Below are 24753 nucleotides of genomic sequence, written 5' to 3'. Positions count from 1 at the left end.
GATTCTCTCGCGTGACGCGCTGGCGACGCCAGCGGCGGGTGCAGAACGCTGCGACCTTGTCGCTGGTCGTTCTCGGGCCGTTGCTGGCCTTCGCCACCTTCTGGGTGCTGGGGCCGCTCGACCAGGGTGCCAGCTCGCCGATGCTGCGCCTCGTGCTTCTGGGCGATCTGGTCTACGCGCTGGTCGTGGCGGCGCTGGTCTCGTTCCGCGTGGCGCGGATGATCTCGGCGCGGCGCGCGCGCTCGGCGGGCTCGCGGCTGCACCTGCGGCTCACCGGCGTGTTCGCGCTGATCGCGCTGATCCCCACGGTGCTGGTCGCCGTGTTCTCGGTGCTCACCATCAATGTCGGCCTCGAGGGCTGGTTCTCGGAGCGGGTGCGTACCGTGCTCGGCGCCTCGCTCACCGCCGCGCAGGCCTATGAGGAAGAGCACCGGCAGGACCTGTCGCGCGATGGGCTCGAACTTGCCGCCTTTCTCGATGCGGAGCGCGAGGCGCAGCCCTTCCTGTCGGATGGCGAGGTGCGCCAGGCGCTCGGCCGGGTGCAGAGCCAGATCGAGAGGGGGCTGACCGAGGCCTTCGTGATCAACGGGGCGGGCGAGATCCGCGCCCGTGGCGCGCGCAGCTACGAGTTCGATTTCGAGCGTCCGGCGCGGGAGATCTTCCGCCGCGCCGATGCCCAGGGCATTGCCATCGTCGAGGACTGGGTCAACAACGAGTTCCGCGCGTTGATCCCGCTCGAGAACTTTACCGACCGCTTTCTCTACGTGACGCGCGAGGTCGATGGCGGCATCCTCGCGCTTCTGGACGACACGCAGCAGACGGTCGAGCTGTACCAGCAGCTCGAAGCCGAGCGCGGCCGTCTGCTGTTCGAGTTCGGCCTGCTTTATCTTGGCTTCGCGGTGATCCTGATCCTCGCGGCGATCTGGCTCGGGCTGTGGTTCGCGGAGCGGCTGTCCAAGCCGGTGGGGCGGCTCGTCTCGGCCAGCCAGCGCGTCGGCGCGGGCGATCTCGACGTGCGGGTGATCGAGGAGGAGGGCGATGACGAGATCGCCCAGCTCGGCACCTATTTCAACCAGATGACCACCGAGCTGAAGGCGCAGCGCGACCGGCTGCTCGACAACACGCGCCAGATCGAGGCACGGCGCCGGCTGTTCGACAGCGTGCTGGGCTCGGTGACCTCCGGCGTGATCGGTCTCGATGCCGAGGGCCGCGTGGATTTCGCCAACCGCTCGGCGCTGCGGCTTCTGGGCATCACGGTGCTGCCCGAGGCGGCGACGCTGGCGATGCTGGTGCCCGAGTTCGAGCCGCTGTTCGGATCGTTGCGCGACGAGGGGCGCGACGCGGTGCAGGAACAGCTGCGGCTGGTCCGCGACGGCAGCCAGGAGGTGCTTCTGGTGCGGATGGCGCCACGGCGGGCCGATGACGGCGCGCTCGAAGGCTATGTCGTGGCCTTCGACGATGTCAGCGATCTCGTCTCGGCGCAGCGCATGGCCGCCTGGGGCGACGTGGCGCGGCGTATCGCGCATGAGATCAAGAACCCGCTGACGCCGATCCGGCTTTCGGCCGAGCGGATCCAGCGCAAGTTCGGCCGCCAGCTTGGCGAGGCGGATGCGCAGGCGCTGGCGCAGATGACCGAGGTGATCGTGCGACAGACCGGCGATCTGCGCCGCATCGTCGACGAGTTCTCGAAATTCGCGCGCATGCCCGAGCCCGATCGCAGCCGCAACGACCTGGCCGCGCTCTTGCGCGACGCGGTGACTCTGCAGGAGGCCGGCCAGCCGGAGGTGCGCTTCGAAGTGGATCTGCCGGCACAGGCCGTGCCCGCCGAGATCGACGCCACCATGATAACGCAGGCCTTCACGAACCTGATCAAGAACGCCGGTGAAGCCATTGAAAGCGCAATTGAAAAAGGCATGGGGGGGGGGCTTTCCCCGACCATCCGCGTGACGATGCAGACCGATGCCGCCGAAGCGCGCATCAGCATCGCCGACAACGGCATCGGCCTGCCCGAAGACCGGGCCCGGCTGTTCGAGCCTTACGTGACGACCCGCGACAAGGGCACTGGTCTCGGCCTGCCCATCGTGAAGAAGATCATCGAGGAGCATGGCGGCAGCCTGTCCCTCGTCGACGCGCCAGCCTTCGAGGAGGGCGCCCACAAGGGCGCCATGGCGGTCATCACCCTTCCCGTTCTGGGCCAGGGTCATGGCGAATCGGGGGACATCGAGAAGACCGGGAAACCGGCATTGCAGGCAACAGCATGAGGCATGAGATGGGCGACATCCTGATTACCGACGACGAGCGCGACATCCGCGAACTGATCTCGGACATCCTGCGCGACGAGGGCTATTCCACTCGGCTCGCGGGCACCTCCGACGAATGCATGAGCGCGATCGAGGACGAGGTCCCGGCGCTGATGATCCTCGACATCTGGCTCAAGGACAGCCGGATGGACGGGATCGACATCCTCAAGGCGGTGAAGCGCGACCACCCCGGCGTGCCGATCGTCATCATTTCGGGTCATGGCAACATCGAGATCGCGGTGGCCGCGATCAAGCAGGGCGCCTACGACTTCATCGAGAAGCCGTTCAACATCGACCAGTTGCTGGTGGTCATCAAGCGCGCGATGGAGACCTCGCGGTTGCGGCGCGAGAACAGCGAATTGCGGCGCGGCGATACCGCCCCCGCCGAGATGCTGGGCGACAGCGCCGCGTTCCGCTCCCTGCGCAGCCAACTCGACAAGGTGACGCGCTCGAACGGCCGGGTGATGCTGTCGGGCCATCCCGGCTCCGGCAAGGAGGTCGCCGCGCGCTACATCCACGCCAATTCGAACCGCGCCGACGCACCCTTCGTCACCGTGAACTCGATCACCATCGAGCCGAACCGGATGGAAGAGGTGCTGTTCGGCCGCGAAAGCCCCGAGAAGGGCATCGAGAAGGGTCTTCTCGAGCAGGCCAATGGCGGCGTGATCTATTTCGACGAGGTGGCGGACATGCCGCTCGGCACCCAGTCGAAGATCCTGCGGGTGCTGGTCGACCAGTCGTTCCACCGCGTCGGTGGCTCGGAAAAGGTGCAGGTCGATCTGCGGGTGATCTCCTCGACCAACCGCGATCTGCAGGCGGCGATCCAGGGCGGCTCGTTCCGCCAGGAGCTTTACCACCGCCTGAACGTCGTGCCGATCCACGTCCCTGGTCTAGAGGAACGGCGCGAGGACATTCCGCTGCTGGCCGAGCACTTCATCGCCGAGCTGAACAAAAGCCAGGGCCTGCCGCTGCGGCCCCTGGGCGAGGATGCCCGCGCCCTGCTGCAGACCATGCTCTGGCCCGGCAATATCCGCCAGTTGAAGAACGTCATCGAACGCGTTCTGATCCTTGGAGATTCCTCCGGCGAGATCACCGCCAAGGAACTGCCGGGCCTAGAGGATCCGGGCGCCGAGGAAGGGCGCGTGGTGCTGTCAGGCGGGCTTGCGACCCTGCCGCTGCGCGAGGCGCGCGAGCTGTTCGAGCGGGAATACCTGCTGACCCAGATCAACCGCTTCGGCGGCAACATCTCCCGCACCGCGGCCTTCGTCGGCATGGAGCGCTCGGCGCTGCACCGCAAGCTCAAGAGCCTCGGCGTCGTCACCTCGTCCAAGGCGGGCGCGCGCGTGGCGCATGTCGAGGACTGATTGACCGCCCCTTCGGGCTCTGGCACTCCGTGGCGGCATGAGCGCCGCCACGGGCGCGCCCCAAAGGACCGGGAACGAAGATGAAGGTCATCATCTGCGGCGCCGGGCAGGTCGGCTGGCAGATCGCCCGACACCTGTCGGGCGAGCGCAACGACGTCACCGTCGTCGACAGCAACCCCGACCTCGTGCGCCGCGCCACCGACACGCTCGACGTGCAGGGCATCACTGGCTTCGCCAGCTACCCGGACGTGCTCGACCGCGCCGGGGCGCGCGACGCCGACATGATCATCGCCGCCACCCATAGCGACGAGGTCAACATGGTGACCTGCCAGGTGGCGCATTCGGTGTTCTCGATCCAGCGCAAGATCGCGCGGCTCCGGGCGCAATCCTATCTCGACGCGATCTATTCCGATCTCTACCGGCGCGATCACATGCCGATCGACGTGGTGATCTCGCCCGAAAAGGAAGTGGCCGAGGCGGCGTTGCAGCGGCTCGCCGCGCCATCGGCTTTCGACGCGGAAAGCTTTCTCGACGGGCGCGCGCATCTGCTGGGCATCTCGATCGACGAGGATTGCCCGGTCATCAACACGCCGCTGCGGCAGCTCACCGACCTGTTCTCGACGCTGCGCGCCATCGTGGTGGGCATCCGCCGCCGCGGCCGTCTCTTCGCGCCGAGCCCCGAGGACCAGATCTTTCCGGGCGACGCGATCTACGTCTTCACCGACACCTCCGACATGGTCCGCACGCTGGAGATCTTCGGCAAGCGGCCCGCCAAGCAGGAGCGGATCGTGGTGATCGGCGGCGGCAATGTGGGCCTCGGCGTGGCGCGGGCACTGGAGGGCCGCGCCGACCGGCTGCGCGTGAAGATGATCGAGCGCGACCGGCTCGCCGCCGAACGCGCCGCTGACCAGCTCGACCGCACCATCGTGCTCAACGGCGACGGCCTCGACGCGGCGCTGCTCGAAGAGGCGCAGATCGGTACCGCCGACGCCGTGCTGGTGGTCACCGACGACGACAAGACCAACCTTCTGGCCTCGGTGCGCGCCAAGGCGCTCGGCTGCCCGCTGGCGATCTGTCTGGTCAACGACCCGACTCTGGTGCCGCTGATGCAGGCGATGGACATCGACGCCTACATCAACCCGCGCGCCACGACGGTGAGCTCGATCCTGCGCCATATCCGCCACGGGCGGGTGCGCGGCGTCTATTCGATCGGCGACGCAGAGGCCGAGCTGATCGAGGCGCAGGTCCTGGGCACCTCGCCGATCGCGGGCCAGCGTATCCGCGACATCGCCTTCCCGGAGGGCGTGCTGGTCGGCGGCGTGGTCAAGGACGGGCGGATGATGAAGATCCACGGTGCGCTTCGGATCGAGGAGGGCGACATGGTCGCGCTCTTCGCCATGGCCTCGGACGTGCCGGAGGTCGAACGGCTGCTCCAGGTCTCGATCGATTTCTTCTGAGCCGCATGGAGCACCGTCTCACCCGCATCCCGTTCTTCGTGCTGCTGATGGCGATCGGTTCGGCGGCGATGATGCTGCCGGCGATCCACGCTTTGGTGCGCGAGGAATGGCTGACGTCGCGCACCTTTCTCTACGGCGCGATCCTCGGGCTGATGCTGTCGCTGCTGATCGGCCTCGCCACCGCGAATTACCGGCCCGCCAGCGTGCCGCGCAGCCAGCTTTCGGCGCTGGTCGCGGCCTTCACGGTGCTGCCGGTCATGTTCGCGATCCCGTTCCACGAGGCGCTGGGGACGACCTCCTTCCTCAATGCGTGGTTCGAGATGGTGTCGAGCTTCACCACCACCGGCGCCACGGTCTACGACAACGTGGTGCGGCTCAATGACAGCCTGCATCTGTGGCGCGCCACGGTGGGCTGGCTCGGCGGGCTGCTGATCTGGGTGACCGCGGTGTCGATCCTGGCGCCGATGAACCTCGGCGGCTTCGAGGTGCGCAGCCCGTCGATCATCGGCGAGGGCGGCGCGCGGCTGAGCCAGATCACCCGCATCGCCGACCCCTCCGAACGGCTGGTGCGCTACGCCGCGCGGCTGCTGCCGATCTATGCCGGGCTCACGGGGCTGCTCTGGCTCGGCCTCGTGGCGGCGGGCGACCGGCCCTTCGTGGCGTTCTGCCATGCGATGTCGACCCTCGCCACCAGCGGCATCAGCCCGGTGGGCGGGCTGCGCTACGCCAATTCCGGGCTGCTGGGCGAGATGCTGATCGTGCTGTTCTCGGTCTTCGCGCTGTCGCGGCTCACCTTCGCGCGCAACCTCTTCGGCGATCAGGGCGGTCGGCTGATGCGCGACCCCGAGCTGCGCATGGGCCTCGCGCTGGTGCTGATCGTGCCGGGGCTGCTGTTCATGCGGCATTTCTTCGGCGCGGTCGAGGACCGGGTCGAGGCCGACCTGCCGCAGGCCTTCTCGGCGCTGTGGGGCGCGCTGTTCACCGTCTCGTCCTTTCTCACCACCACCGGCTTCGAAAGCCGGTACTGGCTCGGCGCCGCCGACTGGTCCGGGCTCGAGACGCCGGGGCTGATCCTCGTCGGGCTCGCGCTGATCGGCGGCGGCGTGGCGACCACGGCGGGCGGGGTGAAGCTGCTGCGCGTCTATGCGCTGTGGATGCATGGCAAGCGCGAGCTGGAGCGGCTGGTGCATCCGCATTCGGTCGGCGGCGACGGCGTCGAGGCGCGGCGGATCCGTCGCGAGGGCGCCTTCATCTCGTGGATCTTCTTCATGCTCTTCGCGCTGTCGGTGACGGCGGTGATGCTGGCGCTGTCGCTCACGGGCGTGCAGTTCGAGGTGGCGATGACGCTGACCGTGGCCGCGCTCTCGACCACCGGGCCGCTGGCCGAGATCGGCGCGCAATACCCGATCTCCTATGCCGGCATTCCCGACATGGCCAAGACGATCCTCGCCGCGGCGATGGTGCTGGGTCGGCTCGAGACGCTGGCGATCATCGCGCTTTTGAACCCCTCCAGCTGGCGCAGTTGAGACACGCGCCACGGCCCTGCGCCTTTGCACCTATTTCCGGGCTGGAAACTCCACCGGCGGCGCGACATACTCCTTTCCAACGAGGGAAAAGGCCGGTACGCGGCCGCAAGAACAAAGGGACCGTGATGGCCGGTGACAAGCAGAACCTTCAGGACGCCTTCCTGAACCATGTGCGCAAGATCAAGGTGCCGGTGACGATCTTCCTGATCAACGGCGTGAAGCTGCAGGGCGTCATCACCTGGTTCGACAATTTCTGCGTGCTGCTGCGCCGCGATGGTCAATCCCAGCTCGTCTACAAGAGCGCGATCTCGACCATCATGCCGTCGCAGCCCGTGAACCTCTATGACGGTGAAGATTGACCGATTATTACATCCCCGAGGCCCCGGACACCCGCGCATGGGTGATCCACCCCGAGATCAAGAACGACAACGACCGGCGTGAGCCCGTGGCCGCGCTGGCCGAGGCCGTGGCGCTCGCCGATGCGCTGCCCGGCCTCGACGTGGTGGGCTCCGAGATCGTGCGCCTGCCCAAGCGCCATCCCGGCATGCTGTTCGGCACCGGCAAGATTGAGGAGCTGAAGCGGCGGCTGAAGGAGAACGAGGTCGAGCTGGTGCTGATCGACGGCCATGTCGGCCCGGTGCAGCAGCGCAATCTCGAAAAGGAATGGAAGGTCAAGATCCTCGATCGGACCGGACTCATTCTCGAGATCTTCGGCGATCGCGCCGCGACCCGCGAGGGCGTGTTGCAGGTCGAGATGGCGGCGCTGAGCTACCAGCGCACGCGGCTGGTCCGCGCCTGGACCCACCTCGAGCGGCAGCGCGGCGGCTTGGGCTTCGTCGGCGGCCCCGGCGAGACGCAGATCGAGGCGGACCGCCGCGCCATCGACGAACAGCTGGTGCGGCTCAAGCGCCAGCTCGACAAGGTGGTCAAGACCCGGACGCTGCACCGCGCCTCGCGCGCCAAGGTGCCGTTTCCGATCGTGGCGCTGGTGGGCTACACCAATGCCGGGAAATCGACGCTGTTCAACCGGTTGACCGGCGCCGAGGTCATGGCCAAGGACATGCTCTTCGCCACGCTCGACCCGACGATGCGGCGCGTGGTGCTGCCCACGGGCGACGAGGTGATCCTGTCGGACACGGTGGGCTTCATCTCGGACCTGCCGACCGAGCTGGTCGCGGCGTTCCGCGCCACGCTGGAGGAGGTGCTCGACGCCGATCTGGTGCTGCATGTGCGCGACATCGGCCATGCGCAGACGGTGGAGCAGGCGCGCGAGGTCGAGAGCATCCTGTCGAGCCTCGGCCTTCCCGACGACACCCCGAAGATCGAGGTCTGGAACAAGATCGACACGCTGGCGCCGGATGCCCACGAGGCGGCGCTGGAGCGGGCGGCGCGGACCGAGAACGTCTCGGCCGTCTCGGCCATCACCGGCGAGGGCATGGATGCGCTCCTGACCGAGGTCTCTGAGGCGCTCGGCGGTGCGAAGCATGTCGAGGCGCTGGTCGTGCCCTTTGCCGCGGGCCGCAAGCGGGCCTGGCTGTTCGAGCAGGGCCTCGTCGAGGAGGACACGCCGACCGAAGAGGGCCACAGGATGCAGGTCCGCTGGTCGGCCGCGCAGAAAGCCCGCTTCGAACGGCTCTGATGCCCTGACAGATGCGATGGCCGCGCCCTGTCGGATGGGCGCGGCCATTCGCCCGGCGCAGACTTTCCCCGTGTTCAAGACAGGGAGAGACGCCATGAGACCCGACATCCTGATCCCCGTAATCGCGCTTGCCGCTTCGCCGGTAATGGCGCAGGAGCCCTGCGGCGACATGCCCGCCGAGACGACCGAAATCGCCGAGGCGCGGCTGATCATCGAGTACAACCATACCGATGGCGACATCGGCGTGCATGGCTATGGCGACGATGACGGCTGGAGCGAGCTGTGCCTCTTCGATCCCTCCGGCGCGCTGGTCCTGCATGTCGCCCCTCGGGCGCAGCTCGGCGAGCTTGGCCTCGGATCGTTCTTCTTCGAAAGCCGCGAGCCACCGGAGGAGGTCTGGGACTACGCGGCGTTGAAGGCCGCCTTCCCGGAGGGCGATTACCCGGTGCGCGCGAAGCTCCATGACGGTACCGGTCGTCGCGGCATCGCGCGCTTCACCACGCTGGTTCCGCAGCCGCCGGTGATCACGGCCCCGGCGCTGGTCGAAGACGAGGACGAGGAGGCCCCCATCGTGCCGCTGGCCGATCTGGAGGTGACATGGGAGCCGGTGACGGCCTCCCTCGACGACCGGACGCCTGAGATCACCGGTTACGAGTTGATCGTCACCGACGAGGAATACGAGGACCCGGACGGGTTCTCGAAGCCGGAACTCGAGGTACATCTGGGGCCAGCAGCCACCGGCTTCACGGTTCCGGCCGCGTTCCTGCGCCCCGACACACTCTACGAGGTCGAGGTGCTGGCGCTTGAGGCCTCCGGCAACCAGACCATCGCCCTAGGCTTCTTCGCCACCGACAACTGAGATCACGGGTGCCACGGAACGAAAACCGTGGCATCCTTCCGTTGTCCGGGAGGGCGCCACTGTCCGGGAGGACGGCCATGTCCCGCATCGTCACATACGCCGCCGCTGCCGCCGGCCTTTTCGGCCTGCTGGTGGTGCTCGAGGTCGTGCAGACCGACGAGCCGTTCACCTGGGCCACCTTCGCGGTCGATCTGTTCGAGACCGCGCTTCTCGCCGGAGCTGTCGTCTTCACGGCCTTCGGCTCGCAGGCCAGCCGCGAGATGCGGCGCGAAAGGGCGCGGCTTCTGGGCGATCTCGACCGTGCCCGGCGCGAGGGCGAGCAATGGCGGCAGGCCAGCCGGGCGCATGTCGACGGGCTCAGCCGCGCGATCGCGGCGCAGTTCGCGGAATGGGGCCTGACCGGGACCGAGAGCGAGATCGCGCTCTTGATGCTCAAGGGGCTCATCCACAAGGAGATCGCCACGCTGCGCGACTGTTCCAGCGCCACGGTGCGCCAGCACGCCACCGCCGTCTATCGCAAGTCCGGGCTGACTAGTAGGTCGCAGCTCACCGGTTTCTTTCTCGAGGATCTGCTGGCGCCGCTGCAGGCGCGGGGCGGGCTGCATGTCGTCACGTCGTCGCCCGCGCCGGGGGATGACGCCTCGTCCTGATAGCGCTATCAGGGTGCGGCATGACAATCATGGGACGCCGCAGATGATCCTCGATCTCCACCATATCCAGCTTGCCATGCCCGAAGGCGGCGAGGATGCAGCACGCGGGTTCTATGGGGGCGTGCTGGGCCTCGCGGAGGTGGCCAAGCCCGAGATCCTGGCCGGCCGGGGCGGGGTCTGGTTCGAGGGGCGCAGCCTGCGGCTGCATCTGGGTGTCGAGACGCCCTTCGCGCCCGCGCGCAAGGCGCACCCCGCCTTTCGCGTCGCCGACCTCGCGGCGATGCGCTACCACCTCGACGCGCATGACATCGCAGTGCGCACCGAGACCGAGCTGCCGGGGCTCAGGCGGTTCTACGTGTCGGACCCGTTCGGCAACCGCATCGAGATCTGCGAGACCGTCTGAGGCGTCACTTCAGCGGGTCGTGGCCCCAATTCATCAGCGAATAGCGCCACTTGGAATGCTCCATGTCGTCCTTGGGGCCGCCTTGCGCCTTGTGCCGCTTGATGTAGCCCACGACCTTGGCCATGTGGTCCCATTGGCCCTCCGAGAGATCGGCCTTGTTGGTGCGCTTGATCTCGACGATGCGCTTGCCCGATTTGTGGCCGGTGCTTTCGCCATCGCCGCCTGTATCGCCGACCGACCTGCTTTCCTCGGTGTCGAGGAAATCCTCGATCTCCTTCGGGGCCATGTTCACCAGGTCCCGGAATTCCTCCCAGACCTGCTCATGCGACTTGCCGCTCATGCGATCCTCCGTGTCGGTTCGGAGGGGAAACCGGCGCGCGGCGTGGCGGTTCCGCCTCAGGGCCGGGCGGGCAGGAGCTGGGTGATGCCCACCGCCGCGCCGCGCGCGAGGCTGGGATCGAGCGACATCGGGATGTATTCGCCGCGCCGCCACAGCTCGCCCAGATCGTCGTAATGGCGCGACAGCGGGTGGCCCGACTGGCCGGTCGAGATGATGAAGACCGAGCTGTCGGGATCGGCGAAGTCGTAGACGCCGCGATAGCCCGCCGCATGGACGTTGTGGAACGGGTTCGGTGCACGCCCGTCGGTGAGGCCGCGCCTCAGCGTGTTGTCTCCGCCCGAGGTGCTCTGGCGGATATTGACGAACCAGTTGATGAACGGGGCCTGGCCCAGCACCGGGTGATCCTGCCGCGCCTCGTGCGCGTCGCCCCAGCGCAGCGCGTCGAGATTGGCGCCATGGGTCTCGGTGATCCAGATCAGCGCGTCGTCAAGCGCCATCCGGGCGATGTCGGCGCAACTTTCCTCGGCCGCCGACTGGCGGATGTCGCACCAGGCGCTGGCACCGTCCACATCGCGGAACACCCGGTCGATGAAGAGCGGCCGGACATGGGTATAGGCGTTGGCGAGGGGGCCGAGATCGTCGCGGATCAGCCGCTCCTGCAAGGCCCGCATCCAGGCGGCGTAGATCAGCGGTTCGGGCAGGTGCTCGTTCATCTCGCCGTTCCATTCGCCCAGGAGTTCGAGCGCGCGCTGACGGCGCCGGGCCGGCGTGCCCTCGGGCGCCGGTTCGCCGGTGAACCACAGATCCGCGCCGACGATCGGCAGCAACGCCCGGGCGGTGGGGCTCACCGTGTCGAGCTGCGCCTCGATGAAGCTGTCGCGGGTATGCACCTCGCGCGACTGCATCAGCCCGCGCCAGCGGGCGATCCGCTGGGTGTCGCCCCAATGGTAGGAGACATGCTTGGGAAAGGGCCGGTCGACGGTCTTGTTGTTCGTGTTGCCGACGAGTCCGCCGACCGGCTCGGTGGACTCGGGCAGGTCGACATAGGGCAGCCGGCCCTGCCAGCGGTTCTCGGCCATGTAGCCCAGCGTCGGCAGCCTACCCTTGCTCTGGTGGTCGGGGTCGCGCAGCGGCACCGCGCCCACGGTCTTGAGCGCGACGCGGTTGCGGTCGGCGAGGATCAGGTTCTGGTTCGGCGCGACCTGCAGCCGGCCGGCGCGGATGCCTTCCTCGATCGTGCGGGCCTGCATCAGCCTCAGCCCGGCGGTCATCGAGGTGTCGTTGTCCGACAGCCCCGACCAGGCCAGCGTCATCACGTGGCCGCGCGGGCGGATCGTGTCGAGCGCGAACTGCTCGGGCGGCAGAACCGGCCCGTTGGCGGTGCGTTGCAGCCGCAGCGTGACGGCGGCGGCGTCCTTGATCTCGACGATGCTGTCGCGTGCCTCGAACCGGGCCCAGCCATCCTCCGTGCGGTATTCGCCCGCATTCTTCGGGTTCACCTCTTCGGCATAGAGGTCGAGATCGTCGGCGAAGGAGGCGGTGATGCCCCAGCCGAGATCGTTGCTGCGGCCGGCCAGCACCAGCGGGATGCCGGGGATCGTCGCGCCGATGACGCCGCCCGAGCGCAGTTCCAGCCGCGCCAGGTACCAGATCGAGGGCGCGGTGAGCAGCCGGTGCGGGTCATTGGCCAGAAGCGTCGCGCCGGTGGCCGAGCGCGAGGGTCCGGCGGCCCAGGCGTTCGAGGCGCCCGACAGCGCCGCGGGCAGGCTCGCGGCGAGCGGATCGAAGGGCGCCTCGGCGGCGGCGTGACGCTCGGGGATCTCGGGCATCAGGTCGGCGTAGCGGGGCAGGGCGGTCAGCCCCGGCCCGGGCACGTCGGGCAGGATGTCGCGCAGCCGCTCTTCCTCGAGCAGCAGCGAGCTGCGCGCGCGCAGCACCTCGGCCTGCAGATGGTCGCTCTGCTGCCAGGCCATCAGCTTGAGGATCGCGATGCTGTCGGCGGGCTGCCAAGGCGCCAGCGGCTGGTTGAACAGCCACATCTCGGGCGCGCCGCGGCCCCGCGCCCCGGCATTGACCTCGCCGACCCATGCGTTGACGCCCGCCGCATAGGCTTCGAGCGCCGAACGCGTCTGGCCGTCCTGATCCTCGACCGAGGCGGTGGCGGCGCGGTAGAGGTCGAGCCGCCGCATCAGGATGTCGCTCTCGGCGGTGCGGCGGCCGAACAGCTCGGACAGGCGTCCCTGAACGGTGCGGCGCAGCAGCGTCATCTGCCAAAGCCGGTCCTGCGCATGGGCGTAGCCGAGCGCGAAGAACACGTCGCGATCCGCGTCGCCAAAGATGTGCGGCACGTTGGCGTGATCGCGCACGATCTCCACCGGCGCGGAAATCCCAGCGACACGGGCGCGGGCGTCGTAATCGGGCAGGGAGCGCGCGAAGAACCAGTAGACCAGCACCGTCGCGGCAAGGCCGAGGAGGATCACGCCGACGGTCAGGCGCAGGAGCCAGCGAAACAGAGTGGCCATCGATCCTCCGGGGGGCAGTCGCCCGTGCTTGACGGGCCGGTTGGGCATGGTGAGTATCGCGCCTCGGGGGCGAGCGAAAGCCCCGGGAGGCAGGGAGAGCATCATGGCGAAGCTGACGTTTCTGGGACTGGGCGTGATGGGATACCCCATGGCGGGTCATCTGGCGAAGGCCGGGCACGAGGTGACGGTCTACAATCGCACTACCGCCAAGGCCGAGGCCTGGGCCCGCGAGTATAACGGCCGGCACGCCGCGACACCGCGCGAGGCCGCCCAGGGCGCCGAGATCGTCTTTGCCTGCGTCGGCAATGACGACGATCTGCGCTCGGTCTGCGCGGGCGATGACGGCGCCTTCGCGGGGATGGAGGCGGGCGCGCTCTTCGTCGATCACACCACGGTCAGCGCCGCCGTGACGCGCGAGCTGGCCGCCGCCGCCGATGCGAAGGGCGTCGGTTTCGTCGATGCACCGGTCTCGGGCGGGCAGGCCGGGGCCGAGAACGGCCAGCTTTCGGTGATGTGCGGCGGCGCGCAGGATCATTTCGACCGGGCCGAACCGGTGATCGATGCCTATGCGAAGATCTGCCGCCGATTGGGCGAAAGCGGCGCCGGGCAGCTGGCCAAGATGGCCAACCAGATCGCCATCGCCGGGCTGGTGCAGGGGCTGTCGGAATCGCTGGCCTTCGCCGAGAAGGCCGGGCTCGACGGCCGCGCGCTCGTGGAGGTGATCAGTCAGGGCGCCGCCGGAAGCTGGCAGATGCTCAACCGCCACTCCACGATGCTCGACGATCATTTCGAGCACGGCTTCGCGGTGGACTGGATGCGCAAGGATCTGGGCATCTGTCTCGACGCGGCCGACGAGCTGTCGGTCAGCCTGCCGGTGACGGCGCTGGTCGACCAGTTCTACAAGGAGGTGCAGCAGATGGGCGGCGGTCGCTGGGATACCTCGTCGCTGATCAAGCGGCTCCGAAAGCCATGACCTGACCGGCCTTGCCTTTTCGGAGCGGTGGCGCTAAGGGCAGCGCACGATCAATCCCGCAGGCGGGGGCGGGCCTATCGGGGGGAGACATCCCCCGGGGTCCACCGGTTGGGGCAGCCGCCCTGATCCCCCGTCGAGGCAAAACCGGAAAGGTATAGAGACATGGCTCTTCCCGAGTTCTCCATGCGCCAGCTGCTCGAGGCCGGCGTTCACTTCGGCCACCAGACCGCCCGCTGGAACCCGCGGATGTCCGAGTACATCTACGGTGCCCGCAACGGCATCCACATCATGGACCTGACCCAGACCGTTCCGATGCTGGACAAGGCGCTGCAGGTCATCCGTGATACCGTCGCCAAGGGCGGCCGCGTGCTCTTCGTCGGCACCAAGCGTCAGGCCGCCCAGCCGATCGCCGACGCCGCCGAGAAGTCGGCCCAGTTCTACATGAACCACCGCTGGCTCGGTGGCACGCTGACCAACTGGCAGACCGTGTCGCAGTCGATCAACCGCCTGCGCGCCATCGACGAGGCGGCCGAGCAGGGCTTTTCCGGCCTCACCAAGAAAGAGCGTCTCGGCATGGAGCGCGAGCAGATCAAGCTGCAGGCCTCGCTCGGCGGCATCCGTGAAATGGGCGGCGTGCCTGACCTGCTGTTCGTGATCGACGTCAACAAGGAAGACCTGGCGATCTCCGAAGCCAAGAAGCTCGGCATCCCGGTCGTCGCCGTCGTCGACACCAACTGCTCGCCCGAGGGCGTGGACTACGTGATCCCGGGCAACGACGACGCCGCCCGCGCGATCGCGCTCTACTGTGACCTCGCCGCCCGCGCCGCGCTCGACGGCATGAGCGCGCAGCTCGGCGCCGCCGGCGTCGACATGGGTGCGATGGAGCAGTTCACCGAAGAGCAGCTCGCCGCCGACGCCGAAGCCGCCACCGCCGAATAAGGCGCACCGTCACATCACGGTTGCCGGGCGCGGATATGCCGCGCCCGGAATCCATTCAAATTCTAGGAGAGACGCGATGGCGATCACCGCGAGCATGGTCAAGGAACTGCGCGAGAGCACCGGCGCAGGCATGATGGACGCCAAGAAGGCGCTGACCGAAACCGACGGCGACATGGAAGCCGCGGTCGACTGGCTGCGCACCAAGGGCCTGGCCAAGGCCGCCAAGAAATCCGGCCGCACCGCCGCCGAGGGCCTCGTGGCCGTCGCCGTCGAGGGTGGCCGTGGCGTCGCGATCGAGCTGAACTCGGAAACCGACTTCGTCGCCAAGAACGCCGACTTCCAGAACCTCGTCTCGAAGATCGCGAAGGCCGGCGTCAAGGCGTCGAACCTCGAGGAGCTGAAGACCACCGAGGTCGACGGCAAGCCGGTCGACACGCTGATCACCGACGCGATCGCCAAGATCGGCGAGAACATGACGCTACGCCGGATGGCCGCAATCGAGGGCGAGAAGGTCGTGACCTACGTCCACAATGCCGCCGCTGCCGACATGGGCACCATCGGCGTTCTGGTCGCGCTTTCGGGCGGTGACGAGGCCTTCGGCCGTCAGGTCGCGATGCACATCGCCGCGGCCAACCCCGCCGCGCTCGGCGAGGCCGATCTCGACCCCGCGATCGTCGAGAAGGAAAAGCAGGTCCAGATGGACATCGCCCGCGAGAGCGGCAAGCCCGAGCAGGTCATCGAGAAGATGATCGAAGGCCGCATGAAGAAGTTCATGGCCGAGTCGACCCTGCTGGGTCAGGCGTTCGTCGTGAACCCCGACCTGACCGTCGAAGCCGCCGCGAAAGAGGCCGGCGCCACGATCACCGGCTTCGTGCGTCTCGCCGTGGGCGAAGGCATTGAGAAGGTGGAAGAGGACTTCGCCGCCGAGGTGGCCAAGGTCGCCAAGGGCTGATCCAGCCCCACGATCGCGACGAAGACGCCGTCCGCACCTCGCGGGCGGCGTTTTTCGTTTTGCCGTCGCAGCCGGGCGATTTCGGAAATGAGCGTGATCGCAAAGGGCAGGGGGCGCTACAAAAGAGTGCCGCGCCCGGCGGCGGTGACGGACGCGGCGATCTCATACTGGATACCGACCTGCTGCTGTCGGTTTGATACATGCGCCAGATCAAACACTTCCCAGGGCTGCATCACTTGGCCAAACCGGCCTTCACTCGTCAACATAATGACCATCTCATGGCGCGGGCCGCGTTGGAAGTCTGGTATTCCTGACCCACACAAGTACGAAAACGAACTCAACTGAAAATCTGGTTAAAGAGTGACGCCTTCAACACAGCCTGCGCCGTCGTGGCAACCCCGAGGGTTTCGCGGGCCAGCTTGAGATGCTTGTCGATGGTGGCCGGCGTCAGTTCCAGCTCTTCCGCCATGTGATGCGTGGTATGCCCGCAGGCCACGAGTTCGAGCACCTGTCTCTGACGGGCGGTCAGCTTGTAGGGCCCGAAAGGCAATGTCAGGAACCGCAGGTGGAACACGTGCAACTGCGCCTCGATCTCGGCGGCACGCTCGCGCCACATCCGGTCGATCCGATGCTGGTCGAAGCCCGGTTTCGCGGTCAGAGAAAGCACGCCCTTGGTGCGTCGCGGCAACGGCGGAAAGCTCACGGTGACGCCGGCGCACACCCGGTAAGCGCGATCCAGTTCCCGAAGCCGGAATTCCGCGGTCGGGTCCTGCGGCGGCAATTCGTCGTACCGGCTCCAGGGCAGGATGCCGGTTTCGGTGAAGGCCCAGTCGGCGATCCGCGTTCCACGCAGCATCCCGCCGCCGCCGAAGAGGCGGCGCGCATAGCCTTCATCATGCGTATGAAGGACGACCCAGCTGGACGGGTCGGCGATGTCGGCATCGAACAGGTGGGTGATCGCGTAGACGAGGCGATCGAACCCGTAATCCTTCATCCTCGCGCAGAACAGTTGCCAAAGCTCTTCGCTGTCGCCGCATTGGGCGGCGCGCGACACGAACCTCAAGGCGGGCTGCGGGATTTCCGACAGGTGGGACATGTCCAAACCTATCATTCGAAATCTCGAACCGGCAACGATCCAGTAAATTACATAATCTTCATTATGAGTTAATCGTTATGGGATGTGGGAAGCCATGATATGCGGCTTCCCTTTCGGTCAGATCATCCAAGCGCGTAACCGGCACCGCGCACCGTGCGCAGCGGATCGTCTCCGCCATGGGCACAGAGCACCTTGCGCAGTCGGCCAATATGCACGTCGACGGTTCGGGTGTCGACATAGACGTCCCGACCCCAGACGCGATCGAGAAGCTGCTCGCGGCTCCAGACCCGTCCCGGTTTTTCCATGAAGGTCGCGAGCAGCCGGAACTCGGTCGGACCCAGCTTCAGGAGGTTGCCGTCGCGATGCACCCGGTGCGTTTCGGCGTCGAGGGTGATGTCCTCGTAGCTCAGCGTCTCGCCCACGCCCGCCGGTCGCGACCGGCGCAGCTGGCCCTTCACCCGCGCCATCAACTCGGTCACCGAATACGGCTTCACGACATAATCATCGGCGCCGGTTTCGAGCCCGCGTACCCGGTCGACCTCTTCGGAGCGCGCCGAGAGCATGATGATCGGCACGTCGCGGGTTTCGGGCCGTGACTTGATCCGCCGGCAGATCTCGATGCCGGTGACGCCGGGCAGCATCCAGTCGAGCACGATCAGGTCCGGAACCTCCTCGGAGACCATCAGGAGCGCCGCATCGCCATCCTCGGCCTCTGAGATGCGAAACCCTTCGGATTCAAGGTTGTAGCTCAGAACCGCGCGCTGCGATGGCTCGTCCTCGACGATCAGGACATGGGGCTGCACCTGGCGCATTCTTTCACTCCGGGCTCGCCACGTAGGAGGTGTTGTCGCCCTTCGGACGATCCTCGTCGGGCATCTGGCCGGTGATAAGATAGATCACCTGCTCGGCCATGTTGGTGACCAGATCGCCCATCCGCTCGATGTTCTTGGCGATGAAATGCAGGTGCATGCAGGCGGTGATGGCGCGCGGATCCTCCATCATGTGGGTCAGGAACTCGCGGAACAGCGCGTTGTACATCTGGTCCACGTCCTGGTCGCGCAGCAGCACCTCATGCGCCTGCGCCGCGTCGCGGTTGACGAAGGCGTCGAGCGTGTCCTTGAGCATGTTCTGCACTTCGCGGGCCATCCGCTTGAGCGCGGCGTCGGAGCCCTCGATCGGGCTCAGCTCGGCCAGAACGCTCGTGCGCTTGGCCATGTTCTTGGCATAGTCGCCGATCCGCTCGAGGCTGGCGGCCAGCCGCAGCACCGACAGGATCACCCGCAGATCGCGGCTCACCGGGGCGCGGATCGCGATGACGCGGGCGGCCTCCTCGTTGAGCTGCTCCTCGAGCGCGTCGATCGCCTTGTCGCCGCGCCGGACCCGCTCGGCGTTCTCGATGTCGCGGTCGGCGAGGCTCTGGGCGCCGTCGATGATCGCCGCCTCGACGAGGCCGCCCATCTTCAGGATCAGCGCCTGGATCGATTCGAGATCGCGGTCGAAGGCCGAGGCGATGTGCTGCTTTTCCTGCATGGTCCTAGCTCCCTTACCCGATCCGGCCCGAGATGTAGCTCTCGGTGCGGCTGTCCTCGGGGTTGGTGAAAATCTTGCCGGTCTCGCCGTATTCGACGAGGTTGCCCAGATGGAAGAAGGCGGTGCGCTGGCTCACTCGCGCGGCCTGCTGCATCGAGTGAGTGACGATCACCACCGAGAAGTTCTGGCGCAACTCGTCGATCAGCTCCTCGACCTGCGCGGTGGCGATCGGGTCGAGCGCCGAGCACGGCTCGTCCATCAGCAGGATCTCGGGTTCGGTCGCCACGGCGCGGGCGATGCAGAGACGCTGCTGCTGGCCGCCGGAGAGCCCGGTTCCGGGCGCGTGCAGCCGGTCCTTGACCTCGTCCCAGATCGCACCGCGGCGCAGCGCCTTCTCGACGATCTCGTCGAGTTCGGCCTTGTTTTTCGCGAGCCCGTGGATCTTGGGGCCGTAGGCTACGTTGTCGTAGATCGATTTCGGAAACGGGTTCGGCTTCTGGAACACCATGCCGACCTTGGCGCGGAGCTGCACCGGGTCGACGCGCGGGTCGTAGATGTCGGCTTCGTCGATCTTGATCTCGCCGGTGACCACGGCGCCGGGGATCGTGTCGTTCATCCGGTTCAGGCAGCGCAGGAAGGTCGACTTGCCGCAGCCCGACGGCCCGATGAAGGCGGTGACGGTGCGGTCGGCGATGTCCACGTCGACGCCCTTGATCGCGTGGGTGGTGCCGTAATGCACGTGCACGTCGCGCGCGGTGATCTTGGTCTCGTTCAACACGGTGTTGTCCATGGTTCGCATGTCGTTCATGTCCGGGCCCCCTGCCCTTTGAGCGCTCACCAGCGCCGCTCGAAGCGGCGGCGCAGGAGCACCGCGATGAGATTCATGGCCAAGAGGAACACCAGCAGCACGATGATGCCGCCCCAGGCGCGCTCGTAGAAGGCCGGATCGGCCCGCTTGGCCCATTCATAGATCTGCGCCGGCATCGCCGAGTTCGGGGCAAGAAAGCCCTCGGCCACGCCGTCGGGATAGTTGGTCGCGATGTAACCCACCATGCCGATCAGCAAGAGCGGCGCGGTTTCGCCCAAGGCCTGCGCGAGGCCGAGGATGGTGCCGGTGAGAATGCCGGGCATCGCCAGCGGCAGCACGTGATGCGTCACCGCCTGCATCTTCGACGCGCCGACGCCGAGCGCCGCGTTGCGGATCGAGGGCGGCACGGCCTTGAGGGCCGCGCGGGTGGAGATAATGATGGTGGGCAGCGTCATCAGCGTCAGCACCAGACCGCCGACCAGCGGCGCCGATTGCGGCAAATGCATGAACTGGATGAACACCGCGAGGCCGAGGATGCCGAAGACGATCGACGGGACGGCGGCGAGGTTCGAGATGTTAACCTCGATCATGTCGGTGAGCCGGTTCTGCGGCGCGAATTCCTCGAGATAGATCGAGGCCGCGACGCCGATCGGCAGCGACAAGATCAGCACCACCAGCATCATGAACAGCGAGCCCAGCATCGCGACGCCGATGCCCGCCTGCTCTGGACGCGAATCCGAGGCGTCGGCCCCGGTGATGAAATCCCAGTTGAAGCGCTTTTCGACCAGCCCCGCATCGCGCCATGCATCGATCAGGTCGAGATGCTCGGCGTCGAGGTTCTTGTCGCGCGCGAGGCTGGCGCGGCTGACGCGGCCCTTGAGATAGCCATCGACGCGGCTCGACGCGAGAAGCTCGACCGAGACAGTTTGGCCGATCAGATCCGGGTTGGCGAGCACCCGGTCGCGCAGCTGCGCGGCCGCCGAGGACGACAGGATCTTGGTCAACGCCTTGGGCGCGAGCTCGGTTTCGACCCGGGTCTTCTCGACCAGATCCACCAGCCCCGCCTCGATCAGCGGCGCATAGCCGAATGTCGATACCTTGGCGATCTTGGCCGGATCGCGGTCGCCGTCCTTGTCGAGCTTTTCCTCGAGCAGCGGCACGTCGAGCTGTACGTAGCTCTGGGTGAACGCGGTCAGTCCGTTCGACAGGATCGCCCAGAGCAGTGCCACGAGGAACGCCATGCCGACACCGAGTGCCGCGATGCCGTAGGCCTTGAAGCGGCGCTCGGCGCGGTTGCGCCGCTTCGTGCGCGCATCCGTGACGAGCAGCGAGTCGCCCTTGGGCGCGGGACGTTCGACCGGGGTCGCGCCGGGTTGCGGGATATCGGTCATTCGTATTGCTCCCTGTAGCGGCGCACGATCCACAGCGCGACGACGTTCAGCGCCAGCGTGATCACGAAGAGGGTCATGCCGAGGGCGAAGGCGACCAGCGCCTCGGGCGAGGAGAAATCGGCGTCGCCGGTGAGCTGGCTCACGATCTTGGCGGTCACCGTGGTCATCGCATCGAACGGGTTCATCGACAGCCGGGCCGCAGCCCCTGCCCCGAGCACCACGATCATCGTCTCGCCGATGGCGCGGGATGCTGCCAGCAGCACCGCGCCGACGATGCCCGGCAGCGCTGCGGGCAGCACCACCTGACGGATCGTCTCGGAGCGGGTCGCCCCGAGGCCGAGGCTGCCGTCACGCAGGCTTTGCGGCACGGCGTTGATGATGTCGTCCGAGAGAGAGGAGACGAAGGGAATGAGCATGATGCCCATCACCAGACCGGCGGTCATCACCGCCGTGCCGCCCTGCATCCAGCCCAGGCCCAGATAGCCGCCGCGCCCGAAGGCCTCGACCAGCAGCGGGCCGACGGTCAGCAATGCGAACAGGCCGTAGACGATGGTCGGGATGCCGGCGAGCATCTCCAGCATCGGCTTGGCCCAGGACCGCACGTTGCGATGCGCGTATTCGGCAAGGTAGATGGCGGCGAAAAGACCGATCGGCACCGCCACCAGCAGCGCGATGATCGAGATGTAGAGCGTGCCCCAGAGCAGCGGCAGGATGCCCAGCTCGGAGCCGCCGCCGAAGCTCGGGCTCCAGGTGGTGCCGAAGAAGAACTCGGCCGCCGGGTAGAGGCGGAAGAACTCGATGGTGTTGAAGATCAGCGCCAGCACGATGCCGACCGTGGTCAGGATCGCGAGCAGCGCGGCCGAGACCAGCACGCCGCGCATCGCCTGTTCGACCGCGTTGCGGGCGCGGAAATCGGGCCTGGCCCGGGACACGCCCCAGGCCGCCCCCGCCAAGGCGAGACCGATCACCACGATGCCACGCATGAGGTCGCCGGTGCCCGACAGGCGGCGCCAGCGCAGCGCAGCGTCGCGGGTGGCCGGCGTCACCTCGGAGCCGAGCGCCACGCCCTGGGCGGCCATGGCGGCGCGCAGTTCCTCGGGCGGCAGGGCGCGCGCCTCATCGGCGCTCAGGCGCCCGGTCGCGACCGCCGCGTCGAGCCCGGAGGCGAGGCGCTGCACATCGGCCATCATCAGCGACGGCACGGCGTTCTCGCCCGCCTCGGCGGCGAGCACCGGCCAGGTCAGGCTGCGGGTGGCGATGGGTTGGGCCACGAGCCAGATGGCGAGCAGCAGCAGCGCGGGACCGGCGGCATAGATCGCCGCGGTCCAGCCATAGTAATTCGGAAGGGAATGGAGCCTGCGCGCCTCGCGGCGTGCCGCCGCCTGCGCCCTTGCGCGGGCCAGCACGAAGCCGGCGGCGGCGATGGCCAGAACGATCAGGGCGATCCAGGACGGGGTCATGGCAGGGCCTTCAATTGTCGAGGCCCGAAGCGGGGTCGCGTCGGGCCGGGCGGTGTCTGTCTGTCTTGCACCCGGAGGCGCCGGTGGGGGCGGCGCTGACGCCGCCCCGTTCCGATAACGTCTGGGTTACATCGCGTCCATGGTGGTGCCGTTGGCGACGGCCTCTTGCGTCGCGGCAAGCTCGGGATCGGCGACGAGACCGTAGGCCGAGAGCGGGCCGTCGGGGCCGGCGATCTCGTCGGCGACGAAGAACTCGGCGAATTCCTGCAGGCCGGGGATCACGCCCAGATGCGCCTTCTTGATGTAGAAGTAGAGCGGGCGCGACACCGGGTATTCACCGCTGGCGATGGTCTCGGTCGAGGGCTCGACGCCGGACATAGTCGCGACCTGCAGGCTGTCGGTGTTGTTCTCGTAGAAGGACAGGCCGAAGACGCCGATGCCCTGCGGGTTGGCCTCGATGCGGGCCAGGGTCTCGGTGTAGTCGCCGTCGATGTCCACGGACACGCCGTCGGTGCGGGTCTCCATGCAGGCCGCCTCGGCCGCATCCTCGTCGCCGCCATTGATCTCGAGGATCTGCTCGTAGGCGCCGGTCTCCTCGCAGCCCGCGAGCAGCACCTTCTCCTCGAACACCTCGCGGGTGCCGTGCTTGGTGCCCGGGATGAAGGCCAGGATCTCCTGATCCGGCAGCTCGGCATTCACGTCGGCCCAGGAGGCGTTCGGGTTGGCGACCATGGCGCCGTCCTGCGGGATCTCGGCGGCCAGCGCCTGATACCAGTCGGCCGGGGTGAAGGCGAAGGTCTCGCCGTCGATGTCGGAGGCGAAGACGATGCCGTCATAGCCGATCCGCACCTCGATGATCTCGTTCACGCCATTGGCGGCGCAGCTCTCGACCTCGCCCTCACGGATCGCGCGGGACGCGTTGGCGATGTCGATGGTGTTCTCGCCCACGCCCTCGCAGAAGCGCGCGAGGCCGGCCGAGGAGCCGCCCGATTCCACCACCGGGGTCGGGAAGTCGAAGTTCTCGCCAAAGGCCTCGGCCACGATCGAGGCATAGGGCAGCACGGTCGAGGAGCCGGCGACCTGCACATTGTCGCGGCTCTGGGCCGTGGCGAAGCCGGCGGTGGCGGCAATGAGGGCCGCGCTCGAGGCGGTCAGCTTGACGAAGGACATGGATCGCTCCTGTTATTCATTCCCCCGGAGCCCCTACCGGCGCTCCGTTGCGGCCCAACTAGGGCCCCGGGAACTCGGTTTTGTGACAGTTGTGTAAAACTTTCATGACACCCGGCGATCTAGCTCGGATGACCATGCGGCAAGGGGTCAGGACGCCGGAAGGATCACGGTGAAGCTGCTGCCCTGCCCCGGCGCGCTCTCGATCCTGAGCCTGCCGCGATGACGATTCACGATATGCTTGACGATGGCGAGGCCCAGACCAGTGCCACCGACCGCGCGCGAACGGTGCGAGTCGACGCGGTAGAAGCGCTCGGTCAGACGCGGGATATGATGGGGGGCGATGCCCTCGCCCTGGTCGGTGACGCTCAGCCGCACGCCGGGCCCGCGCAGTTCCCGGTGTTGCGCCGGCGCGCCCAGCGACAGCGTCACGTCACGATCGGCGCCGCCATACTTGATGGCGTTGCCGACGAGGTTGCTCAGCACCTGTCTGAGCTGTTCCTCGTCGCCCGGCACGGCGACCGGCGCCTCGGGCAGTTCCAGACGGATGCGCACGCGATCGCGCGCCGCGACCGGTTCCAGAAGCGCCGCCACCTGCGCGACCAGCGCCGAGAGATCGACGGTTCCGGTGGGGCGCTGTCGCTCCTCCTGCTCGACCCGGCCGAGCGACAGCAGGTCGGCCACCAGTTGCGACATGCGCCCGGCCTCGCGCTCCATGATCGACAAAAACCGCTCGCGCGCCGCCGGATCGTCGCGCGCGGCGCCCCGCAGCGTCTCGATGAAGCCCGAGAGCGCGGTGATCGGCGTGCGCAGCTCGTGGCTGACATTGGCGACGAAATCGCGGCGCATCGCTTCGGCCGCCTCGACGGCGGTGATATCCTCGAAGCTCAGAACCGCGCCGCGCCCGTGCGGCAGCGCCACCGCCCCCGCCGTCACGGTCCAGCTGGTGTCGCGGCTGCCCTCGCGGCCCAGATAGCGCGCCTGCCCCGTCACCCCGTCGCGCAGGCAGGCCTCGACCACGTCGAGCACGGCGGGCTGACGCAGCGCGGTGATGTAGTGCCGACCGACCTGAGCGGCGCCGAAGAGCCGCAGCGCGGGCGGGTTCGCCGCTGCGATCCGCTCGCTCGGGTCGATGAGCAGCACGGGGATCGGCAGGGCGCCTGCAAAAGATTCGAGCAAGGAGGTGTTCATATCGCGGTCGTAGCGCGCGATCGCCATCCGGCACAGTCCCAACCTGTACGAAAAGCCAATTTCCCGTTTCATTTCCCGCCGCACCGCAGTATGCGGGGCTGCGACACCGCGCCACGGGTGCAACGCCCTCCCCGAATTCCGGAATTGCTCGATGCTCGAAATCACCGCCAGACCGAACGATCAGGA

Annotated in this window: 22 protein-coding genes; 12 read left to right on the top strand and 10 right to left on the bottom strand. The window is 67.5% G+C overall.

Annotated features, from left to right (window positions below; all coding sequences use genetic code 11):
* The first annotated feature begins 11 nt into the window (after positions 1-11).
* The 9 genes from O4G76_RS05365 to O4G76_RS05325 all read left to right on the top strand — a co-directional run bounded on the left by O4G76_RS05365 (position 12) and on the right by O4G76_RS05325 (position 10198).
* Entirely contained in the window at positions 12-2261 is a 2250-nt protein-coding gene (locus tag O4G76_RS05365) for a PAS domain-containing sensor histidine kinase (protein WP_269396346.1), read from the top strand.
* Positions 2262-2269: 8 nt separating this feature from the next.
* A complete protein-coding gene (locus tag O4G76_RS05360) occupies positions 2270-3664 on the top strand; it encodes a sigma-54 dependent transcriptional regulator (RefSeq protein ID WP_269396387.1) in 1395 nt (464 codons plus the stop codon).
* Positions 3665-3744: 80 nt separating this feature from the next.
* Positions 3745-5121: a Trk system potassium transporter TrkA gene (gene trkA, locus O4G76_RS05355; RefSeq protein WP_085896582.1), complete on the top strand. Its 1377-nt coding sequence runs from the start codon at positions 3745-3747 to the stop codon at positions 5119-5121.
* Between the two features lie 5 nt (positions 5122-5126).
* Positions 5127-6647 carry a TrkH family potassium uptake protein gene (locus O4G76_RS05350; RefSeq protein ID WP_269396345.1) on the top strand — a complete coding sequence of 507 codons (1521 nt, stop codon included), beginning with the start codon at positions 5127-5129 and terminating at the stop codon, positions 6645-6647.
* 125 nt (positions 6648-6772) lie between these two features.
* A complete protein-coding gene (hfq, locus tag O4G76_RS05345) occupies positions 6773-7006 on the top strand; it encodes an RNA chaperone Hfq (RefSeq protein ID WP_017928544.1) in 234 nt (77 codons plus the stop codon).
* A complete protein-coding gene (hflX, locus tag O4G76_RS05340) occupies positions 7003-8286 on the top strand; it encodes a GTPase HflX (protein WP_269396344.1) in 1284 nt (427 codons plus the stop codon). The genes hfq and hflX overlap by 4 nt, the downstream gene beginning before the upstream one ends.
* Positions 8287-8380: 94 nt before the next feature.
* Positions 8381-9145 carry a hypothetical protein gene (locus tag O4G76_RS05335; RefSeq protein ID WP_269396343.1) on the top strand — a complete coding sequence of 255 codons (765 nt, stop codon included), beginning with the start codon at positions 8381-8383 and terminating at the stop codon, positions 9143-9145.
* 77 nt (positions 9146-9222) lie between these two features.
* Positions 9223-9795, top strand: a complete 573-nt coding sequence (locus O4G76_RS05330) for a helix-turn-helix transcriptional regulator (protein ID WP_269396342.1) — start codon at positions 9223-9225, stop codon at positions 9793-9795.
* 43 nt (positions 9796-9838) lie between these two features.
* The gene (locus O4G76_RS05325; protein WP_269396341.1) at positions 9839-10198 is read left to right on the top strand and encodes a VOC family protein; all 360 of its coding nucleotides are present in this window, start codon (positions 9839-9841) and stop codon (positions 10196-10198) included.
* 4 nt (positions 10199-10202) lie between these two features.
* On the opposite strand, the gene O4G76_RS05320 is transcribed toward O4G76_RS05325, so the two are convergent.
* Together O4G76_RS05320 and O4G76_RS05315 are read right to left on the bottom strand one after the other, a co-directional pair.
* The gene (locus tag O4G76_RS05320; RefSeq protein WP_269396340.1) at positions 10203-10538 is read right to left on the bottom strand and encodes a DUF3140 domain-containing protein; all 336 of its coding nucleotides are present in this window, start codon (positions 10536-10538) and stop codon (positions 10203-10205) included.
* Positions 10539-10594: 56 nt separating this feature from the next.
* Positions 10595-13060, bottom strand: a complete 2466-nt coding sequence (locus O4G76_RS05315) for a penicillin acylase family protein (RefSeq protein ID WP_269396339.1) — start codon at positions 13058-13060, stop codon at positions 10595-10597.
* 103 nt (positions 13061-13163) lie between these two features.
* On the opposite strand from O4G76_RS05315, the gene O4G76_RS05310 reads away from it, so the two are divergent.
* The 3 genes from O4G76_RS05310 (at position 13164) to tsf (ending at position 15924) form a co-directional block, all read left to right on the top strand.
* Complete coding sequence (locus tag O4G76_RS05310; protein WP_269396338.1) at positions 13164-14033, top strand: NAD(P)-dependent oxidoreductase; 870 nt, start codon at positions 13164-13166, stop codon at positions 14031-14033.
* Positions 14034-14195: 162 nt separating this feature from the next.
* Entirely contained in the window at positions 14196-14972 is a 777-nt protein-coding gene (rpsB, locus tag O4G76_RS05305) for a 30S ribosomal protein S2 (RefSeq protein ID WP_269396337.1), read from the top strand.
* A gap of 76 nt (positions 14973-15048) precedes the next feature.
* A complete protein-coding gene (tsf, locus tag O4G76_RS05300) occupies positions 15049-15924 on the top strand; it encodes a translation elongation factor Ts (RefSeq protein WP_269396336.1) in 876 nt (291 codons plus the stop codon).
* Positions 15925-16261: 337 nt separating this feature from the next.
* Here the strand turns inward: tsf and O4G76_RS05295 are convergent, their stop codons facing one another.
* The 8 genes from O4G76_RS05295 to O4G76_RS05260 all read right to left on the bottom strand — a co-directional run bounded on the left by O4G76_RS05295 (position 16262) and on the right by O4G76_RS05260 (position 24594).
* The gene (locus O4G76_RS05295; protein WP_269396335.1) at positions 16262-17020 is read right to left on the bottom strand and encodes a LuxR family transcriptional regulator; all 759 of its coding nucleotides are present in this window, start codon (positions 17018-17020) and stop codon (positions 16262-16264) included.
* Positions 17021-17142: 122 nt separating this feature from the next.
* Positions 17143-17832, bottom strand: a complete 690-nt coding sequence (phoB, locus tag O4G76_RS05290) for a phosphate regulon transcriptional regulator PhoB (RefSeq protein WP_269396334.1) — start codon at positions 17830-17832, stop codon at positions 17143-17145.
* Between the two features lie 4 nt (positions 17833-17836).
* Positions 17837-18550 carry a phosphate signaling complex protein PhoU gene (phoU, locus tag O4G76_RS05285; RefSeq protein ID WP_269396333.1) on the bottom strand — a complete coding sequence of 238 codons (714 nt, stop codon included), beginning with the start codon at positions 18548-18550 and terminating at the stop codon, positions 17837-17839.
* 13 nt (positions 18551-18563) lie between these two features.
* Positions 18564-19358, bottom strand: coding sequence for a phosphate ABC transporter ATP-binding protein PstB (gene pstB / locus O4G76_RS05280; protein WP_269396332.1), 795 nt, complete (start codon positions 19356-19358; stop codon positions 18564-18566).
* Positions 19359-19384: 26 nt separating this feature from the next.
* Positions 19385-20749: a phosphate ABC transporter permease PstA gene (gene pstA / locus O4G76_RS05275; protein ID WP_269396331.1), complete on the bottom strand. Its 1365-nt coding sequence runs from the start codon at positions 20747-20749 to the stop codon at positions 19385-19387.
* A complete protein-coding gene (gene pstC / locus O4G76_RS05270) occupies positions 20746-22209 on the bottom strand; it encodes a phosphate ABC transporter permease subunit PstC (RefSeq protein WP_269396330.1) in 1464 nt (487 codons plus the stop codon). Before pstC ends, pstA begins: the two co-directional genes overlap by 4 nt.
* Before the next feature lie 126 nt (positions 22210-22335).
* Positions 22336-23379, bottom strand: a complete 1044-nt coding sequence (locus O4G76_RS05265; protein ID WP_269396329.1) for a substrate-binding domain-containing protein — start codon at positions 23377-23379, stop codon at positions 22336-22338.
* A 147-nt stretch (positions 23380-23526) separates the two neighbouring features.
* Positions 23527-24594: an ATP-binding protein gene (locus O4G76_RS05260; protein WP_269396328.1), complete on the bottom strand. Its 1068-nt coding sequence runs from the start codon at positions 24592-24594 to the stop codon at positions 23527-23529.
* Positions 24595-24753: the final 159 nt, after the last annotated feature.

The organism is Limimaricola sp. G21655-S1, assembly GCF_027213785.1.
Classification (GTDB): Bacteria; Pseudomonadota; Alphaproteobacteria; order Rhodobacterales; family Rhodobacteraceae; genus Limimaricola.
Note: the sequence above shows the minus strand (reverse complement) of the source record. Positions and strands in the feature narration are given on the sequence as shown.

Bases quoted from the DNA above. Each gene is read 5' to 3' on its own strand.
- O4G76_RS05360 (WP_269396387.1), top strand. From the start codon at position 2,270: ATGGGCGACATCCTGATTACCGACGACGAGCGCGACATCCGCGAACTG.
- trkA (WP_085896582.1), top strand. From the start codon at position 3,745: ATGAAGGTCATCATCTGCGGCGCCGGGCAGGTCGGCTGGCAGATCGCC.
- O4G76_RS05350 (WP_269396345.1), top strand. From the start codon at position 5,127: ATGGAGCACCGTCTCACCCGCATCCCGTTCTTCGTGCTGCTGATGGCG.
- hfq (WP_017928544.1), top strand. From the start codon at position 6,773: ATGGCCGGTGACAAGCAGAACCTTCAGGACGCCTTCCTGAACCATGTG.
- O4G76_RS05335 (WP_269396343.1), top strand. From the start codon at position 8,381: ATGAGACCCGACATCCTGATCCCCGTAATCGCGCTTGCCGCTTCGCCG.
- O4G76_RS05330 (WP_269396342.1), top strand. From the start codon at position 9,223: ATGTCCCGCATCGTCACATACGCCGCCGCTGCCGCCGGCCTTTTCGGC.
- O4G76_RS05325 (WP_269396341.1), top strand. From the start codon at position 9,839: ATGATCCTCGATCTCCACCATATCCAGCTTGCCATGCCCGAAGGCGGC.
- O4G76_RS05320 (WP_269396340.1), bottom strand. From the start codon at position 10,538: ATGAGCGGCAAGTCGCATGAGCAGGTCTGGGAGGAATTCCGGGACCTG.
- O4G76_RS05315 (WP_269396339.1), bottom strand. From the start codon at position 13,060: ATGGCCACTCTGTTTCGCTGGCTCCTGCGCCTGACCGTCGGCGTGATC.
- O4G76_RS05310 (WP_269396338.1), top strand. From the start codon at position 13,164: ATGGCGAAGCTGACGTTTCTGGGACTGGGCGTGATGGGATACCCCATG.
- rpsB (WP_269396337.1), top strand. From the start codon at position 14,196: ATGGCTCTTCCCGAGTTCTCCATGCGCCAGCTGCTCGAGGCCGGCGTT.
- tsf (WP_269396336.1), top strand. From the start codon at position 15,049: ATGGCGATCACCGCGAGCATGGTCAAGGAACTGCGCGAGAGCACCGGC.
- O4G76_RS05295 (WP_269396335.1), bottom strand. From the start codon at position 17,020: ATGTCCCACCTGTCGGAAATCCCGCAGCCCGCCTTGAGGTTCGTGTCG.
- phoB (WP_269396334.1), bottom strand. From the start codon at position 17,832: ATGCGCCAGGTGCAGCCCCATGTCCTGATCGTCGAGGACGAGCCATCG.
- phoU (WP_269396333.1), bottom strand. From the start codon at position 18,550: ATGCAGGAAAAGCAGCACATCGCCTCGGCCTTCGACCGCGATCTCGAA.
- pstB (WP_269396332.1), bottom strand. From the start codon at position 19,358: ATGAACGACATGCGAACCATGGACAACACCGTGTTGAACGAGACCAAG.
- pstA (WP_269396331.1), bottom strand. From the start codon at position 20,749: ATGACCGATATCCCGCAACCCGGCGCGACCCCGGTCGAACGTCCCGCG.
- pstC (WP_269396330.1), bottom strand. From the start codon at position 22,209: ATGACCCCGTCCTGGATCGCCCTGATCGTTCTGGCCATCGCCGCCGCC.
- O4G76_RS05265 (WP_269396329.1), bottom strand. From the start codon at position 23,379: ATGTCCTTCGTCAAGCTGACCGCCTCGAGCGCGGCCCTCATTGCCGCC.
- O4G76_RS05260 (WP_269396328.1), bottom strand. From the start codon at position 24,594: ATGGCGATCGCGCGCTACGACCGCGATATGAACACCTCCTTGCTCGAA.